The organism is Pseudomonas sp. GXZC, assembly GCF_026967615.1.
Lineage (GTDB): Bacteria > Pseudomonadota > Gammaproteobacteria > Pseudomonadales > Pseudomonadaceae > Aquipseudomonas > Aquipseudomonas azotoformans_A.
Genome location: NZ_CP114115.1, coordinates 6,492,284 through 6,508,221, shown reverse-complemented (window position 1 = coordinate 6,508,221; position 15,938 = coordinate 6,492,284). Strand labels below are relative to the sequence as shown.

The window sequence follows — 15,938 nt, the reverse complement described above, 5'->3', positions numbered from 1 at the left end:
GGGTAGACTCCTGTGTTTTTTCTGGCGGCATTCGCCGCGCTTTATAAGTGTTGCGGTTGGTGCGTGCGACAACAGCTCTGGCACGGTGCCTTGCAAACGAGTCGAGACTGATCATGTACCAGTGAAAATCTGACGCCTACAGGGGGCGTCGTATCCAGTACAGGGATGGTCGTATCCAGTGTCGGTGACGTCGCTTACAGATTTTTCCAGAGGCGAAACTGCAGTTTTCGTCCATCTGCACCGCTAAAAACGGCCAAAACAGGTGATCGTACGCAAGCGACGCTGGTGAGCATGGTTACGTCGGTGTGAGACGCCGTGGCGGTCAGCAAAAGCTTGATGATGCCGCCATCTGGGCGATTTGAGCGTAGCAGCTCCTTGGTGCCCGGTTTGCTCACCTGCGGAGTTCCACGGCAATGGCTATCAGTGTTTTCGACCTGTTCAAGATCGGCATCGGGCCTTCGAGTTCTCACACCGTCGGCCCCATGCGCGCCGCGGCGTTGTTCGTTCAAGGCTTGCGTGAACGTGAACTGTTGGAACAAGTGCGGCGCGTCGAAGTTCAGCTCTACGGCTCCTTGTCCGCCACCGGCATTGGCCACGGCAGCGACACCGCGACCATCATGGGGCTGATGGGCGAGTGGCCGGACGCGATCGATCCTTCGCAAATCGGCCTGCGCATTCACACCCTGCGCGAGACCGACACCTTGCTGCTGGACGGGCGCCTGCCAGTGCCCTTCGTCTGGGCGCGGGACATGCGCCTGCTCGACGAAAACCTGCCGTTCCACCCCAACGCCATGACACTGGTGGTGTACGGCGATAGCGCTGAACTGCACCGCGACACCTACTATTCAGTGGGTGGCGGTTTCGTGGTGGATGAGGCCCAGGCGCAAAGCGGCGTGGCCGATATGGACCGGACCGAGTTGCCTTACGATTTTTCCAGCGCGGTCGAGCTGTTGCAGCTGTGCAAGACCCACAACCTGCGCGTGGCCGAGTTGATGCTGGCTAACGAAAAAACCTGGCGCTCCGAAGAAGAAATCCGCAGCGGCCTGATGAAACTCTGGCGCGCCATGCAGGATTGCGTGGAGCAGGGCCTCAAGCACGAAGGCATCCTGCCTGGCGGTTTGAACGTGCGCCGGCGTGCGGCCAAGTTGCATCGCAGCCTGCAAGAGTTGGGTAAGCCGAACGTGATCGGTTCGACCTTGAGCGCCATGGAATGGGTCAACCTGTTCGCCCTGGCGGTCAATGAAGAAAACGCCGCGGGTGGACGCATGGTCACCGCACCTACCAACGGCGCGGCGGGGATTATCCCGGCGGTGTTGCACTACTTCATGAAGTTCAGCGAGGAAGTCACCGAAGCCAACGTCGTCGACTACCTGCTGGGTGCGGCGGCGGTGGGGATCCTGTGCAAGAAGAACGCGTCGATCTCCGGTGCCGAAGTCGGTTGCCAGGGCGAAGTCGGTTCGGCGTGCGCCATGGCCGCCGCCGGCTTGGCCGAGATCCTCGGCGCTACGCCGGAGCAACTATGCAATGCCGCCGAGATCGGCCTGGAACATAACCTGGGTCTCACCTGCGACCCCGTGGGTGGACTGGTGCAAGTGCCGTGCATCGAGCGCAATGCGATTGCGGCGGTGAAGGCGATCAACGCCGCGCAAATGGCGCTGCGTGGTGATGGCCAGCACTTTATCTCCCTGGACCGGGTGATTCGCACCATGCGCGATACCGGGGCGGATATGCATGACAAATACAAAGAGACATCGCGGGGTGGGTTGGCGGTGAGTGCTGTGGAGTGTTGATGGTTTTGTAGTGAGCGGGCTTGCCCCGCGCTGGGTGGCGAAGCCGCCCCAATAAAGGCACCACATAGTGTCAGCTAATAACGAGTCGCCTGATTTTGGGGCGGCTTCGCCACCCAGCGCGGGGCAAGCCCGCTCACTACAAGTGAACACCCGGATCCAAAAGCGCCACCTTTTAGCGCGTCGCAAACAGATAAGTAGCTACCGAACGATTTCCCGCCGGACCACCGGTCACCCGTGCTTGGGGTGACAGACTTCTCCCATACCCGCAAAGCGCCTTCCCACAAGTGCTACCGATCTGCTCACGCCTCGTGGGCAGACTCTTTCCTACAGCCGATTCCGGCTATATCCGTACTCGCGGCGCGGGCTTATCTAGACGCGTCATCAGGTCGTTTTTAGGAGTTATTGGACGGCCATTCAATTTTAGGCATGGCATTTGCTCTATCAATTCAAAGCCTCTCTCCTGGCTGGATGAAGAGCGCAATAACAAGAGCCTCGCCTGAGGCCATCACCCGCTTTGTGTGAGGAGATACCGCGATGACGTCGTTCAACTCCGGGGCCCAACCCCAGAACCGTGCGCCTCAATCCATCGGCTTTTTGCTGCTGGACAATTTCACGCTGATTTCCCTGGCCTCCGCAGTCGAACCCCTGCGCATGGCCAACCAGCTCTCCGGTCGCGAGCTGTATCGCTGGACGACCTTGAGTGTCGACGGAAACCAGGTGTGGGCCAGCGACGGTCTGCAAATCACCCCCGATGCTTCCATGCACAAAGCCCCAGCCCTGGACACCGTGATTGTGTGCGGCGGCGTGGGTATCCAACGTACTGTGACCCGTGAACATGTGTCGTGGCTGCAAAGCCAGGCGCGCCAATCGCGCCGCTTGGGCGCTGTATGCACCGGCAGTTGGGCACTGGCCTGCGCCGGTTTGCTCGATGGTTTTGATTGCAGCGTGCACTGGGAATGCCTGGCCTCGATGCAGGAAGCCTTCCCCCGCGTGGCCATGAGCACACGCCTGTTCACCCTCGACCGCAACCGCTTCACCAGTTCCGGCGGCACCGCGCCACTGGACATGATGCTGCACCTGATCAGCCGCGATCACGGCCGTGAACTGTCGGCCGCCATCTCCGAGATGTTCGTGTACGAACGCATCCGCAACGAACAGGATCACCAGCGTGTGCCGCTCAAGCACATGCTCGGCACCAACCAGCCGAAGCTGCAGGAAATCGTCGCGCTGATGGAAGCCAACCTGGAAGAGCCGATCGACCTGGACGAACTCGCGGTGTACGTCGCCGTGTCCCGTCGCCAGCTGGAGCGCTTGTTCCAGAAATACCTGCATTGCTCGCCGTCGCGCTACTACCTCAAGCTGCGCCTGATCCGCGCGCGGCAGTTGCTCAAGCAAACGCCGATGTCGATCATCGAAGTGGCGTCGGTGTGCGGGTTTGTCTCCACGCCGCACTTCTCCAAGTGCTACCGCGAATACTTCGGCATTCCGCCACGGGATGAGCGTGTGGGCTCCAACACCACCCAGCAAGTGGCGATGATGCCGATTCCGCAGGCGCTGGTGTTGTCACCGTTGTCGGGGCCGATGTCGGCGTTGAGTCAGGCGCGTAACGAATCGACGTTTGCCAGCGTTCGGCTCTAGACCTTTTGGTGAGCCGGGCTGTTGTGGTGAGCGGGCTTACTGTGGTGAGCGGGCTTGCCCCGCGCTGGGCTGCGCAGCGGGCCTAAAATCTTGGGAGCGCTTCGCACTCCAGCGCGGGGCAAGCCCGCTCACCACAACAAGCCCGCTCGCCACAGTGATCTATTCAGGCGCCGGAGTTCTGTTTGAACTGCACCAACGCCGGCAATAGCTGCTTGTCGATCGCCTGCCTCACGGCCGGCAGGATCGTCGCGCTACCGGTGTACATCTGCTCAACCATCCCCTTGAGCGCCTTGGCCCGAGCCTCGCTCAACCCACGCACCGCACACTCGCAGGCCTGCTCGGCGGTGGCGCCGCTGGAGACTTCAAAACCCAGTGAGCGCAGTTGGCCCAGCAGGTCATCCTGGTCAATCAAGTCCGCGTGCATCATGACGTTTATCCTGGTGAAGGGAACGGGGTTTGACCTCGATTCTGGTAGCCGCCCAAGCGGTCGGCAAGGCCAGATTGCACGAATGCCTCAGATGGCTACGAGCATGTCGTTTTCGGGCCATTTACCGAGCGCATTAATGGGCACACTGAACCCAAGCACTCAGCTTGAAGGTTTGGTCACCCTCAGGATGTCACGCTCACACAAGGCACTCTGCCCCGATTCAGTCACGGCTGGATCGGGGCTTTTTTTAACGCTGCAATACCAGGATCCGCGAGAGCAATTCATCTCGATCAATGTAGCAACCCTGGAAGTGCCGCGCCCCTGAAGTGGGGTCAAATGCATTACGCGCATGCAAAGTGCGGCGGTTATCGAAGCACCACAGTTCCCCCGGATTCAGGCGCTTGACCACACGAAAGCGATCCTCCCGCGTCATGGCGATAAAACGTCGATACGCGCGATACAGCAATGGCATCTGCGCAACGCTGGCCTCGAACGGCCCACGCAGAAAGTTGGCCATGCGAATCTCCGCCACATCCCCCAGCGCATCCAGCGCAATGATCGGCGCCAGGCGGCGATAGTCGCTGTGCCGGTCCTTGTTGCGAAACTCCACCGGGATCTCACACAGTGCCCGGAACGCTTCGGGCTCTTCCGTGCGCAGGGCGTTGGCGATGGCAAACCCGTCGACAAAAATGCTCTCGCCACCGCTGGCATCGTTCACCAGGCAATGCAGGAATTGCAGGCCCGGTTGCAGCTCCCGCGTGGGCAGATCGGTGTGCAAGGGCAGGTTGAAAGCGGTGTAGGCATTGCTGTCGGCATCGGCCTTGGATTGCACATTGAACAGCACGCCGAAGTTGCTCTCGCGGATGAAGGCAATGCGCTTGGCGATCAGCGCCAGGGAGCCAGGCTCGGTTGGGACGCCCCGGATTTGCGTCAGGCCTGAATCGCGCAGCGCCAGCAACCATTGCAGCAGCGTGTTCGGGTCTTCCATGACCGTCGAGTAGTCGAACACCGGCAGTTGGAAGCGACTGTCCCACAACTGCGATTGGGGTTTTGCCGCACGGCGTTCGGCACGGGATTCGTCGTCATAGGCATGGGCCCGCAACCAGCCGGGATCGTACTGGCTGCGGTGGCCGCCGCTCCATTCCACCCACAGATTGCCTTGATCAAGACGGGCCGAGGCAGCCCTGAGATTGGCGTCTACGTCGACAATCTCCAGCACTTGCTCACGGGTCACGCTGTACACGCATTCTGCACAGGGGCAGTTGTCCCGCAGCCATTGGTGATGAAACGGGCTGACCCGCCCATCGGCCCAATGCACGAGGATTTGATCGTCCAGCACCCGCACGTCCGCGATGTCGCAGATCTTCGGGTAGGTACGGAAATCGGCGACAGCGGCGGCGGTTTGCATGGTGGCTCCTTATTGCTTCTTGGGGGGCAGTCCAATCACTCGGCCAAGCAGGGCGGGGCGCGGCAGGTCGGCCTGCTCGGCACTGATGGCCGTGAGTTTTTCCAGCGTGGCCTCGGTGAACGGCGCCGAATTCGGGCCGGCCAGATCAACGTGCAGCAGCATCTGCTCGTTGCCCGCCAGCTCCTTTTCATCGCCCACTAGATGCAGGCTGTGATAGAGGTGCAGGCGCTTGGCATCAAAGGCGATCAGTTGGGTATGCACCTCCACGTCGGCGCCCAGTTTCACTTCGTGCAGGTAGTTGAGGTGCAGCTCCAGGGTGAACAGTGAATGGCCGCTGGCTTCGCGGTTTTCACTGTCCAGGCCGAGGGTGTCCATCAGCGCGTCGGTGGCGTAGCTGAAGATCAGCAGGTAGAACGCGTCGCGCAGGTGGCCGTTGTAGTCCACCCAGTCGGGGTGGACCTGGGTGGTGTAGGTGGTGAGTGCGGGCATGTCAGGGGTTCCGTTATTCGGCGAACGTCATGCCGTGCTTGGCCTTGGTGGTTTTCACCGCTTCCAGCACCGCCAGCAGGCAATCATCACGATAGCGCTCCAGCGCCGAAATGCTGTGTTTGCCCAGTTGATCGCTGGTGCCGTCGACCACATCGTCGATCAGCTTGTCGGTCAGCTCCGGCGCCGGCAGGTAGGTCCACGGCAACTGCAGCGCCGGGCCGAACTGCGCCATGAAGTGGCGCATGCCGGCGTCGCCGCCGGCCAGGGTGTAGGTCAGGAAGGTGCCCATGAACGACCAGCGCAAGCCCGCGCCAAAGCGGATCGCGTCGTCGATTTCGCCGGTGGTGGCGACGCCGTCATTGACCAGGTGCAGGGCCTCACGCCACAGCGCTTCAAGCAGACGGTCGGCGATAAAGCCCGGGACTTCCTTGCGTACGTGCAGAGGGCGCATGCCGAGGGATTCATACACCTTGATCGCGGCTTGGATTGCCTCTGGTGCGGTGTTCTTGCCACCGACCACTTCCACCAGCGGCAGCAGGTAAACCGGGTTGAACGGGTGGCCGACCACGCAGCGCTCAGGGTGGGTCGAACCTTCGTAGAACTCGCTCGGCAACAGGCCGGACGTGCTCGACCCAATCAACGCATTCGGCTTGGCGGCGGCGCTGATCTTGCTGTGCAGGTCGAGTTTCAGTTCCAGGCGCTCCGGGGCGCTTTCCTGGATGAAGTCGGCGTCTTTCACACACTCTTCGATGGTGGCGACAAAGCGCAGGCGATCCTGGGACGCACCCGGCGCCAGGCCTTGTTTTTCCAAGGCGCCCCAGGCATTGGCAACCCGCTTGCGCAGTGCGGCTTCGGCACCGGGCGCCGGGTCCCAGGCGACCACATCCAGGCCATGGGCCAGGGCGCGGGACACCCAGCCGCTGCCGATGACACCGCTGCCGAGGGCGGCGAAGGTTTTGATTTCGGTGATAAAGCTCATGGCAAATTCCTAAAAAAAGTGGTGGCTACGATCAACCGCGCTTGGTCAAACCCATCTTGATTCGACCTTCAGCCGGGGTCATGACCCGTGCACCCAGGCGGCTGAGAATTTCACTGGCGCGCTCCACCAACTGGCCGTTGGTGGCGAGTACGCCTTTGTCCAGCCACAGGTTGTCTTCCAGGCCGACCCGCACGTTGCCGCCCAGCAGCACCGCTTGCGCCGCCATCGGCATTTGCATGCGGCCGATGCCAAAGCCCGCCCACACCGCGTCGGCGGGCAGGTTGTCGACCATGGCTTTCATGGTGGTGGTGTCCGCCGGTGCGCCCCATGGGATGCCCAGGCACAGTTGGAACAGTGGGTTGTCGAGCAGGCCTTCCTTGATCATCTGCTTGGCGAACCACAGGTGACCGGTGTCGAAGATTTCCAGCTCAGGCTTAACGCCCAGTTCCTGGATGCGCTTGGCGCCGGCCCGCAGTTGCGCCGGGGTGGAGACGTAAATGGTGTCGCCATCGCCAAAGTTCAGGGTGCCGCAGTCCAGGGTGCAGATTTCCGGCAGCAGCTCCTCGACGTGAGCCAGGCGGGTCAACGGGCCGACCAGGTCGGTGTTGGGGCCGAACTCCATCGGGTTCTCGCCGCCGCCGATCTCCAGGTCGCCGCCCATGCCGGCGGTGAGGTTGACGATAATGTCGATGTCGGCCTCGCGAATGCGCTCCATCACTTCGCGGTACAGGGCGACGTCGCGGCTGAACTTGCCGGTTTCAGGATCACGCACATGGCAGTGCACAACGGTGGCGCCGGCCTTGGCCGCTTCCACGGCGGCGGCGGCGATTTGTTTGGGGGTGACCGGCACGTGGGGGCTGCGGCTGGTCGTGTCGCCAGCACCGGTGAGTGCGCAGGTGATGATGACGTCGTGGTTCATTTGGCGGTTCCTTACAGGCGTGGTGGTGCCGTTCGCAGCCCGGTTGGGCTGCGAAACGGTGGTTCAGAAAAGGTTATTGGCTGGTCAATTGCAGGTTGGTCGCGGCCGGCTTGCCGTCGAAGGTGGTCACCCCTTCCAGCCAGCGCGCCTGGTCTTGCGGGTGATCCTTGAGCCACTGCTTGGCGGACTCGATGGCATCCTTGTGATCCAGCAATGGCTGCATCATCCGGCTCTCGTCGGCGGCGGTGAAGGTCAGATTGGTCAGCAGTTTGTGCACGTTGGGGCACTGCTCGGCGTAGTTCGGCGCGGTGACGCTCCACACGGTGGCCATGCCTTCGTTCGGGCCCAGGGCGTCGTCGCTGCCGGTGAGGTAGGTCATGGCGACGTTGACGTTCATCGGGTGCGGCGCCCAGCCAAAGAACACCACGGCTTCCTTGCGGCGCACCGCGCGGTCGACGGCGGCGAGCATGCCGGCTTCACTGGACTCGACCAGCTGGAACTTGCCCAGGCCGAACTGGTTCTTGGCGATCATTGCCTTGATCTGGGTGTTGGCGCCCGAGCCTGGCTCGATGCCGTAGATCTTGCCGCCCAGTTCTTTTTCGAACTTGGCGATGTCAGCGAAGGTTTTCAGGCCCTTGTCCGCCAGGTAAGTCGGCACGGCGAGGGTGGCGCGCGCGTCTTCCAGGCTGGGTTTGTCGAGGACCTTGACTTGCTTGGCGTCGACGAACGGCGTGATGGTCTGGGTCATCAGCGGGTTCCAGTAGCCCAGGAATAAATCCAGGCGCTGGTCGCGGATGCCGGCGAAGATGATTTGCTGGGAGGCGCTGGTCTGTTTGGTCTTGTAGCCGAGGCCGTCGAGCAACACTTGGGTCATGGCGCTGGTGGCGATTACGTCGGTCCAGTTCACCACGCCCATGCGCACGTTCTGGCAAGATGCCGCGTCGGCAGCCAGTACGTTCGTGCTCAAGATGGCGCTGGCGCTGAGTGCAAGCACACAGCGGCTGATCAGTCGGTTCATGGTGGATCCCTCGGCAGGTCGTTATTGTGGGGTCCGGCGTCTTTGTGCGCCGTGGGATCAAGTTACGCAGCTTGAGGGCCTATAAAACGCACGGCGGCGACCAGCTCTTGCACTGCAGCGACCTGCCCCCTTGAATCCACCCGAGAACGGGAGTATCACAGTGCCACGCTGCCCGTCCGACGAGAGCGCCACCATGTCCCAGGATTTCTACTTTCTGCTGATGCCGGGCTTCTCGGCCATTGGCTTTATCTCCGCGCTGGAACCGCTGCGGGTGGCCAACCGCTTTCGTGGCGAGCTATACCGCTGGCACGTGCTGAGCGCCGATGGCGGCGCGGTGCTGGCGAGCAATGGCATGTCGGTCAACGCCGACGCCGCGCTGGAACCGTTGAAAAAAGGCGCGACCTTGCTGGTGGTCGCGGGCTTCGAACCGCTGCAATTCGCCACCCCCGCGCTGGAACACTGGCTGCGCCGCCTCGACCACGACGGCGTGACCCTCGGCGCCATCGACACCGGCGCCTGCGTCCTCGCCGAAGCCGGCCTGCTCGACGGCCACCGCTTGACCCTGCACTGGGAAGCCATCGACGCCTTCAAGGAATCTTATCCACAGCTCACCGTGACCCAGGAGCTGTTCGAGATCGACCGCCGCCGCATCACCTGCGCTGGCGGTACGGCCTCCATCGACCTGATGCTTGACCTGATCGCCCAGGCCCACGGCCCTGAACTGGCGATCCAGGTCTCCGAACAATTCGTGCTCGGCCGCATCCGTCCACGCAAAGACCACCAGCGCATGCAGATCGCCACGCGCTACGGCATCAACAACAAGAAGTTGGTGCAAGTGATCGGCGAGATGGAGCAGCACACCGAGCCGCCCCTGAGCACATTGGCGCTGGCCGAAGCGATCAAAGTGACGCGCCGCCAACTGGAGCGCCTGTTCCGCCTGCACCTGAACGACACCCCCAGTAACTTCTACCTCGGCCTGCGCCTGGAGAAAGCCCGGCAACTGCTGCGCCAGAGCGACATGAGTGTGCTGGAAGTGAGCATTGCCTGTGGGTTTGAGTCGCCGTCGTATTTCACCCGCAGTTATCGGGCACGGTTTGCGAAGTGCCCGAGGGAGGATCGGCGAAGGGAAGTGGTTTGACGGCCAATTATAGTCAATTATACTCGTTACTATAATTTATAGTCCTTTCAATAATTGAGTATAAAACCATGTCCAAGCACAGCGGCTTTGTATTCCGCCGTCCCGCGCTGGCAAGCAGCATTGCCGACGGCCTGGTGGGGGCCGGTATTCAGGATTTCACCTCTGGCCTGTTTCTCGCGGCGCCGCGTCGCACGGGCAAAAGTACTTTTTTGCGCGAAGACCTGATCCCGGAGTGTCAGCTTCGAGGGTGGCTGGCGGTGTACGTCGACCTGTGGGCCGACAAAGAGAAAGACCCTGCGGAGTTGATTGCCAGCGCCATTGGCGCAGCGCTGGTGCCCTATGAAAAGGGCATTCGCAAGCTCGCCAAGAACCTTGGGATCGAGAAACTGAGCTTTCTGCGTACGCTGTCCTGGGACTTCAGCAAGCCTCAATTGCCGGTCGGCGCGACCTTGACTCAAGCCTTGGAGTTATTGCATCACGCGGCGGAAAAACCCGTCGTCCTAGTGATTGACGAGGCGCAGCACGCCTTGACCAGCGATTCAGGCATCAATGCGATGTTTGCGCTGAAGGCCGCCCGGGATCAGCTCAACCAGGGGCGTGACGAGGAGGGCAGCGGTTTGCATCTGGTGTTCACCGGCTCCAACCGCGACAAGCTGGCCCACCTGGTATTGGGTAAAAGCCAGCCGTTCTTCGGTTCCAGCATTACGCCGTTCCCGTTGCTGGGCAAAGCGTTCACCCAGGCCTACACCGCGCACCTCAACGCGCACTTGGCGAAAACCAACCAATTCAACGCGGCCGATATTGATGAGGCGTTTGAGCTGGTTGGCCGGCGCCCCGAGATGTTGCGCACGATCATCGGTGAAGTGGCGCTGGAGCTGGGCGAGGCGAGCAATTTGGGCCAGCTGCTGCACAGTCGCGCCGAACTGTTGCGCGCAGGTGTGTGGACCGAATTCGAAAGCGCCTGGAACACGCTCACCATCCCCCAGCGCGCCGTGCTGCAAGTGATGGTAGAGCGCTCTCAAACCAACGAACCCTTCGCGCCGTTCACCGACAGCACCCTCGCTGCGGTCAGCAAAGCGCTGGAAGACATGGGCAGTGACGTGGTGCCGGGCACCCAGACGATTCAGGCTTGCATCGATGCCCTGCGCGACAAGGAACTGGTGTGGAAGTCGAGCCGGGGCGGTTATGCCCTGGAGGACAAGACCTTTGGCGATTGGCTGCAACACAGGGGGCGTACAGCCAGCTCCCACAGTGGATAGGGGGTTTCTTATTTCTTTAGCAGGGCCGAGCACGCCGCTTTGTAGGCTTCGTGCTGATACTTGTTCAGCGTCGCCGGCAGTTCAAAATTGTGCTTCTTGTTCTGCGCATTGAGGGTCTGCGGTGACAGCAGCGTCACCTCAACCGCATCCAGCAACTGAAACACCCCTTCAATCTTGAACGTGGTCGGGCCACCGGCGAATTCACCCTTCTTGCTGCGTTTCTTGATGGCGATACGGGTGATGGCGTTTTCCTGCACAAACGCTTTCACTTGAGCGGCGAAGGTTTTGACGTTGGCGGCCTCATCGTCGTCTTCAAGTGCGATCTTCTTGGTCGCGAGGGCGACATGGCTCAACGCCTGATTGTCCAGGGAGGCGACAGCGATGATGGCTTCGCTGCCTTTGATTTCGATGCCGCAAATAGTCATGAATAGCCTTGGTTCAGAGAAGAGTGGCGGTGATTGTCGTTTATTCCTGCCCAATCGACTCCAAAAACTCCGACCGCTCATCGCTCATTCGTGCCAGGCAGTCATTCTGCGCAATCGCATACGCCTTGGTGCCGTTCACTGCCGGGAAGGTGTCCACGGCGCAATCAGCATCCCGTAACTTTTCCCACTTCTGCTGGGCATCCTTCAGACGAGCGGTAATGTCCGCCAGCTTGGTCTTGTCGCTGCCATAGGTCGAAGCCATGCGTTCCAGCAGACCTTGATAGTTGTCTTTGAGCAGTTGTTCGGCGGTGGTTTTGTTGTAGGAGGCGCATTCCAGGGTTTGCTTGTCGTTTTCGATGCCGTCGCACGGCGTGCTGTCGGTGTCTTCGGCCGCGTGGACGCCGGTTGCGATGAGTGCCAAAGCCAGGAAAATCGATTTCATTGCGCCGTCTCATATCAGGTGATGCGGGAATTCTGGCTCAAGCGTAGGACAAAGAACAGCCGCCAGTCAGACCTCTCATAACAGCCTTTGTCGCGGATTGACGCTTTCGGCAATTCCCCTGTCGTTTTTGCACCCGGCTCTGTCGGCCCCTGGGCATATGCTGGCCCCAAAGCGCCGGCAGACGATTCGGCGCATGAATCGCCAATAAGGGGACGCCTGATGAGCCCAGCCGAATTGCACGCCGACAGCATCGTTATCGACGGGCTGATTATTGCCAAGTGGAACCGCGACCTGTTCGAGGACATGCGCAAAGGCGGCCTCACCGCTGCCAACTGCACCGTGTCGGTGTGGGAAGGGTTCCAGGCCACCATCAACAATATCGTGGCCAGCCAGACCCTGATCCGTGAAAACAGCGACCTGGTGATCCCGGTGAAAACCACCGCCGACATCCGCCGCGCCAAGGAGCAGGGCAAGACCGGCATCATCTTCGGCTTCCAGAACGCCCATGCCTTCGAAGACCAGCTTGGCTATGTCGAGATCTTCAAGCAGCTCGGCGTCGGTGTGGTGCAGATGTGCTACAACACCCAGAACCTGGTCGGCACCGGTTGCTACGAGCGTGATGGCGGCCTGTCGGGTTTCGGCCGTGAAATCGTTGCTGAGATGAACCGCGTCGGCATCATGTGCGACCTCTCACACGTCGGCTCCAAGACTTCCGAAGAAGTCATCCTCGAATCGAAAAAGCCGGTGTGCTACTCCCACTGCCTGCCGTCCGGGCTCAAAGAACACCCGCGCAACAAGTCCGATGAAGAACTCAAGTTCATTGCCGACCACGGTGGTTTTGTCGGCGTGACCATGTTCGCGCCGTTCCTGGCCAAAGGCATCGATTCGACCATCGACGACTACGCCGAAGCCATCGAATACACCATGAATATCGTCGGCGAAGACGCCATCGGCATCGGCACCGACTTCACCCAGGGCCATGGCCAGGATTTCTTTGAAATGCTGACCCATGACAAGGGCTACGCCCGCCGCCTGACCAGCTTCGGCAAGATCATCAACCCGCTGGGCATCCGCACCGTGGGCGAATTCCCCAACCTCACCGAGACCCTGCTCAAGCGCGGCCACCCTGAGCGCGTGGTACGCAAGATCATGGGCGAAAACTGGGTCAACGTCCTCAAGGACGTCTGGGGCGAATAAGCCACCGCCAACGCATCTTTTTCCCCGGCCATTCGCGCCGGGGGCATCAACAAGAATTTTTCTGGAGTTAAGTTTCCATGGCCAAGATCGCCCCGCAATTGCCTATCGAAGTCGACAGCGAAACCGGTGTCTGGACCTCCGACGCCCTGCCGATGCTGTACGTGCCGCGCCATTTCTTCGTCAACAACCACATCGGCATCGAAGAAGTGTTGGGCGCTGACGCCTACGCCGAAATCCTCTACAAGGCCGGCTACAAATCCGCCTGGCACTGGTGCGAGAAAGAAGCCGAATGCCACGGCCTGGAAGGCGTCGCGGTGTTCGAACACTACATGAAGCGCCTGTCGCAACGCGGCTGGGGCCTGTTCAAGATCCAGGATATCGACCTCGACAAAGGCACCTGCAGCGTCAAGCTGGAACACTCCGCGTTTGTGTACGTGTACGGCAAGGTCGGGCGCAAGGTCGACTACATGTTCACCGGCTGGTTTGCCGGCGCCATGGACCAGATCCTGCAAGCCCGCGGCAGCCAGATCCGCACTGTCGCCGAACAAGTCTACGGAGGCTCCGAAGAGGGCCACGATGACGGCCTGTTCACCGTCAAGCCGTTGTAAGCCGAGGACCGTGCCATGGCTTTCGAAGCAATGTTCCAGCCGATCCAGATCGGCAAACTGACCATCCGCAACCGCGTGCTCAGCACCGCCCACGCCGAGGTCTACGCGACCGACGGCGGCATGACCACCGACCGCTATGTGAAGTACTACGAAGAGAAAGCCAAGGGCGGTATCGGCCTGGCGATCTGCGGCGGTTCCTCGGTTGTGGCTATCGACAGCCCGCAGGAATGGTGGAGTTCGGTCAACCTGTCCACCGACCGCATCATCCCGCACTTCCAGAACCTGGCCGACGCCATGCACAAGCATGGCGCCAAGATCATGATCCAGATTACCCACATGGGCCGTCGCTCGCGTTGGGACGGCTTCAACTGGCCGACCTTGATGTCGCCTTCCGGCGTGCGTGAGCCGGTGCACCGCGCGACCTGCAAGACCATCGAGCCGGAAGAAATCTGGCGCGTGATCGGCAACTACGCCAGCGCCGCCAAACGCGCCAAGGCCGGTGGCTTGGACGGTGTGGAACTGTCTGCGGTGCACCAGCACATGATCGACCAGTTCTGGAGCCCGCGGGTCAACAAGCGTACCGACGAGTGGGGCGGCAGCTTCGAAAGCCGCATGAAGTTCGGCCTGGAAGTGCTGAAAGCCGTGCGCGCCGAAGTCGGTGACGACTTCTGCGTAGGTATGCGCCTGTGCGGTGATGAATTCCACCCGGACGGCTTGTCCCATGAGGACATGAAGCAGATCGCCAAGTATTACGACGACACCGGCATGCTGGACTTCATCGGCGTGGTGGGCTCGGGTTGCGACACGCACAACACCCTGGCCAACGTGATCCCGAACATGAGTTATCCACCGGAGCCGTTCCTGCACTTGGCCGCCGGTATCAAGGAAGTGGTCAAGGTCCCGGTGCTGCACGCGCAGAACATCAAGGACCCGAACCAGGCCACGCGCATTCTGGAAGGCGGTTATGTGGACATGGTCGGCATGACCCGTGCGCACATCGCCGACCCGCATCTGATCGCCAAGATCAAGATGGGCCAGATCGACCAGATCAAGCAGTGCGTCGGCGCCAACTACTGCATCGACCGCCAGTACCAGGGCCTGGATGTGTTGTGCATCCAGAACGCCGCGACTTCCCGTGAATACATGGGTGTGCCGCACATCATCGAAAAAACCTCCGGCGTCAAACGCAAGGTTGTGGTGGTCGGTGCCGGCCCGGCCGGGATGGAGGCTGCGCGCGTGGCCGCCGAGCGCGGCCATGACGTGACCCTGTTCGAAAAGAAAGAGTTTATTGGTGGGCAGATCACCACGGCGTCCAAGGCGCCGCAGCGTGACCAGATCGCCGGTATCACCCGTTGGTACCAACTGGAGCTGGCGCGGTTGAAGGTCGATCTGCGCCTGGGCGTGGCCGCTGATGCCGACACTATCCTGGACGTGCGTCCGGACGTAGTGGTGCTGGCGGTGGGCGGACATCCGAACGTGGAACAGAACGAACACTGGGGCGCGGCCGAAGGCCTGGTGGTGAGCAGTTGGGACGTGCTCGACGGCAAAGTCGCGCCAGGCAAGAACGTACTGGTCTACGACACCATCTGCGAATTCACCGGCATGTCGGTGGCGGATTTCCTTGCGGACAAAGGCAGCCAGGTCGAGATCGTCACCGACGACATCAAGCCCGGCGTGGCCATCGGCGGTACGTCGTTCCCGACCTACTACCGCAGCATGTACCCGAAAGAAGTGATCATGACCGGCGACATGATGCTGGAAAAGGTCTACCGCGAAGGCGACAAGCTGGTGGCGGTGCTGGAGAACGAATACACCGGTGCCAAAGAGGAGCGGGTGGTGGACCAGGTGGTCGTCGAGAACGGCGTGCGTCCGGATGAAGCTATCTACTACGCACTCAAGGAAGGCTCGCGCAACAAGGGCCAGATCGACGTCGAAGCCTTGTTCGCGATCAAGCCGCAGCCATGCTTGAGCGAGGCGGGTGACGGGTACTTGCTGTTCCGTATCGGTGACTGTGTGGCACAGCGTAATACCCATGCTGCGATCTATGACGCCCTGCGCCTTTGCAAGGATTTCTGACGGCTTGCCTGCATCCCCTGTGATGAGAGGTTGTCATTGTGGTGAGCGGGCTTGCCCCGCGCTGGGCTGCGCAGCAGCCCCAATCCGGTCCCCGAGTTCTTTCTGACAGAACCGAGAGGCAGGGT

At 61.1% G+C, this 15,938-nt stretch carries 16 protein-coding genes; 7 read left to right on the top strand and 9 right to left on the bottom strand.

Going from position 1 to position 15,938, the window contains the following annotated elements; genetic code table 11:
* Positions 1–194 precede the first annotated feature (194 nt).
* Entirely contained in the window at positions 195–395 is a 201-nt protein-coding gene (locus OZ428_RS30800) for a hypothetical protein (protein ID WP_133075420.1), read from the bottom strand.
* Positions 396–413: 18 nt separating this feature from the next.
* On the opposite strand from OZ428_RS30800, the gene OZ428_RS30795 reads away from it, so the two are divergent.
* Both OZ428_RS30795 and OZ428_RS30790 read left to right on the top strand, forming a co-directional pair.
* On the top strand, positions 414–1,790 hold the full coding sequence (locus OZ428_RS30795) for an L-serine ammonia-lyase (RefSeq protein WP_269132204.1): 1,377 nt from the start codon (positions 414–416) through the stop codon (positions 1,788–1,790).
* 534 nt (positions 1,791–2,324) lie between these two features.
* Positions 2,325–3,428, top strand: coding sequence for a GlxA family transcriptional regulator (locus OZ428_RS30790; RefSeq protein WP_005792167.1), 1,104 nt, complete (start codon positions 2,325–2,327; stop codon positions 3,426–3,428).
* 163 nt (positions 3,429–3,591) lie between these two features.
* Here OZ428_RS30790 and OZ428_RS30785 read toward each other — a convergent pair whose 3' ends face one another.
* From OZ428_RS30785 to OZ428_RS30760, 6 genes are all read right to left on the bottom strand, one after another.
* Entirely contained in the window at positions 3,592–3,855 is a 264-nt protein-coding gene (locus tag OZ428_RS30785; RefSeq protein ID WP_010207120.1) for a hypothetical protein, read from the bottom strand.
* Positions 3,856–4,102: 247 nt separating this feature from the next.
* The gene (locus OZ428_RS30780; RefSeq protein ID WP_133075418.1) at positions 4,103–5,263 is read right to left on the bottom strand and encodes a gamma-butyrobetaine dioxygenase; all 1,161 of its coding nucleotides are present in this window, start codon (positions 5,261–5,263) and stop codon (positions 4,103–4,105) included.
* A 9-nt stretch (positions 5,264–5,272) separates the two neighbouring features.
* On the bottom strand, positions 5,273–5,752 hold the full coding sequence (locus OZ428_RS30775) for a thioesterase family protein (RefSeq protein WP_133075417.1): 480 nt from the start codon (positions 5,750–5,752) through the stop codon (positions 5,273–5,275).
* 13 nt (positions 5,753–5,765) lie between these two features.
* Entirely contained in the window at positions 5,766–6,731 is a 966-nt protein-coding gene (locus tag OZ428_RS30770) for an L-carnitine dehydrogenase (RefSeq protein ID WP_033898034.1), read from the bottom strand.
* 31 nt (positions 6,732–6,762) lie between these two features.
* On the bottom strand, positions 6,763–7,650 hold the full coding sequence (locus OZ428_RS30765) for a 3-keto-5-aminohexanoate cleavage protein (protein WP_033898035.1): 888 nt from the start codon (positions 7,648–7,650) through the stop codon (positions 6,763–6,765).
* Between the two features lie 73 nt (positions 7,651–7,723).
* The gene (locus OZ428_RS30760) at positions 7,724–8,668 is read right to left on the bottom strand and encodes a choline ABC transporter substrate-binding protein (RefSeq protein ID WP_033898036.1); all 945 of its coding nucleotides are present in this window, start codon (positions 8,666–8,668) and stop codon (positions 7,724–7,726) included.
* Positions 8,669–8,861: 193 nt separating this feature from the next.
* Between OZ428_RS30760 and OZ428_RS30755 the strand changes: the two genes are divergently transcribed.
* Positions 8,862–9,806 carry a GlxA family transcriptional regulator gene (locus OZ428_RS30755; RefSeq protein ID WP_016977789.1) on the top strand — a complete coding sequence of 315 codons (945 nt, stop codon included), beginning with the start codon at positions 8,862–8,864 and terminating at the stop codon, positions 9,804–9,806.
* 68 nt (positions 9,807–9,874) lie between these two features.
* Positions 9,875–11,065, top strand: a complete 1,191-nt coding sequence (locus OZ428_RS30750) for an AAA family ATPase (RefSeq protein WP_269132203.1) — start codon at positions 9,875–9,877, stop codon at positions 11,063–11,065.
* Positions 11,066–11,073: 8 nt separating this feature from the next.
* On the opposite strand, the gene OZ428_RS30745 is transcribed toward OZ428_RS30750, so the two are convergent.
* Both OZ428_RS30745 and OZ428_RS30740 read right to left on the bottom strand, forming a co-directional pair.
* The gene (locus OZ428_RS30745; RefSeq protein WP_269132202.1) at positions 11,074–11,490 is read right to left on the bottom strand and encodes a DUF3010 family protein; all 417 of its coding nucleotides are present in this window, start codon (positions 11,488–11,490) and stop codon (positions 11,074–11,076) included.
* A 40-nt stretch (positions 11,491–11,530) separates the two neighbouring features.
* Positions 11,531–11,932 (bottom strand): lysozyme inhibitor LprI family protein, encoded by a 402-nt coding sequence (locus tag OZ428_RS30740; RefSeq protein ID WP_016977792.1) that lies wholly within the window; start codon positions 11,930–11,932, stop codon positions 11,531–11,533.
* Between the two features lie 219 nt (positions 11,933–12,151).
* Here OZ428_RS30740 and OZ428_RS30735 point away from each other — a divergent pair, with 219 nt between their 5' ends.
* The 3 genes from OZ428_RS30735 (at position 12,152) to dgcA (ending at position 15,813) form a co-directional block, all read left to right on the top strand.
* Positions 12,152–13,129, top strand: a complete 978-nt coding sequence (locus OZ428_RS30735; protein ID WP_005792153.1) for a dipeptidase — start codon at positions 12,152–12,154, stop codon at positions 13,127–13,129.
* Positions 13,130–13,206: 77 nt separating this feature from the next.
* Positions 13,207–13,737, top strand: a complete 531-nt coding sequence (locus OZ428_RS30730) for a DUF5943 domain-containing protein (RefSeq protein ID WP_033898043.1) — start codon at positions 13,207–13,209, stop codon at positions 13,735–13,737.
* 15 nt (positions 13,738–13,752) lie between these two features.
* Positions 13,753–15,813 carry a dimethylglycine demethylation protein DgcA gene (gene dgcA / locus OZ428_RS30725; RefSeq protein WP_269132201.1) on the top strand — a complete coding sequence of 687 codons (2,061 nt, stop codon included), beginning with the start codon at positions 13,753–13,755 and terminating at the stop codon, positions 15,811–15,813.
* Positions 15,814–15,938 lie beyond the last annotated feature (125 nt).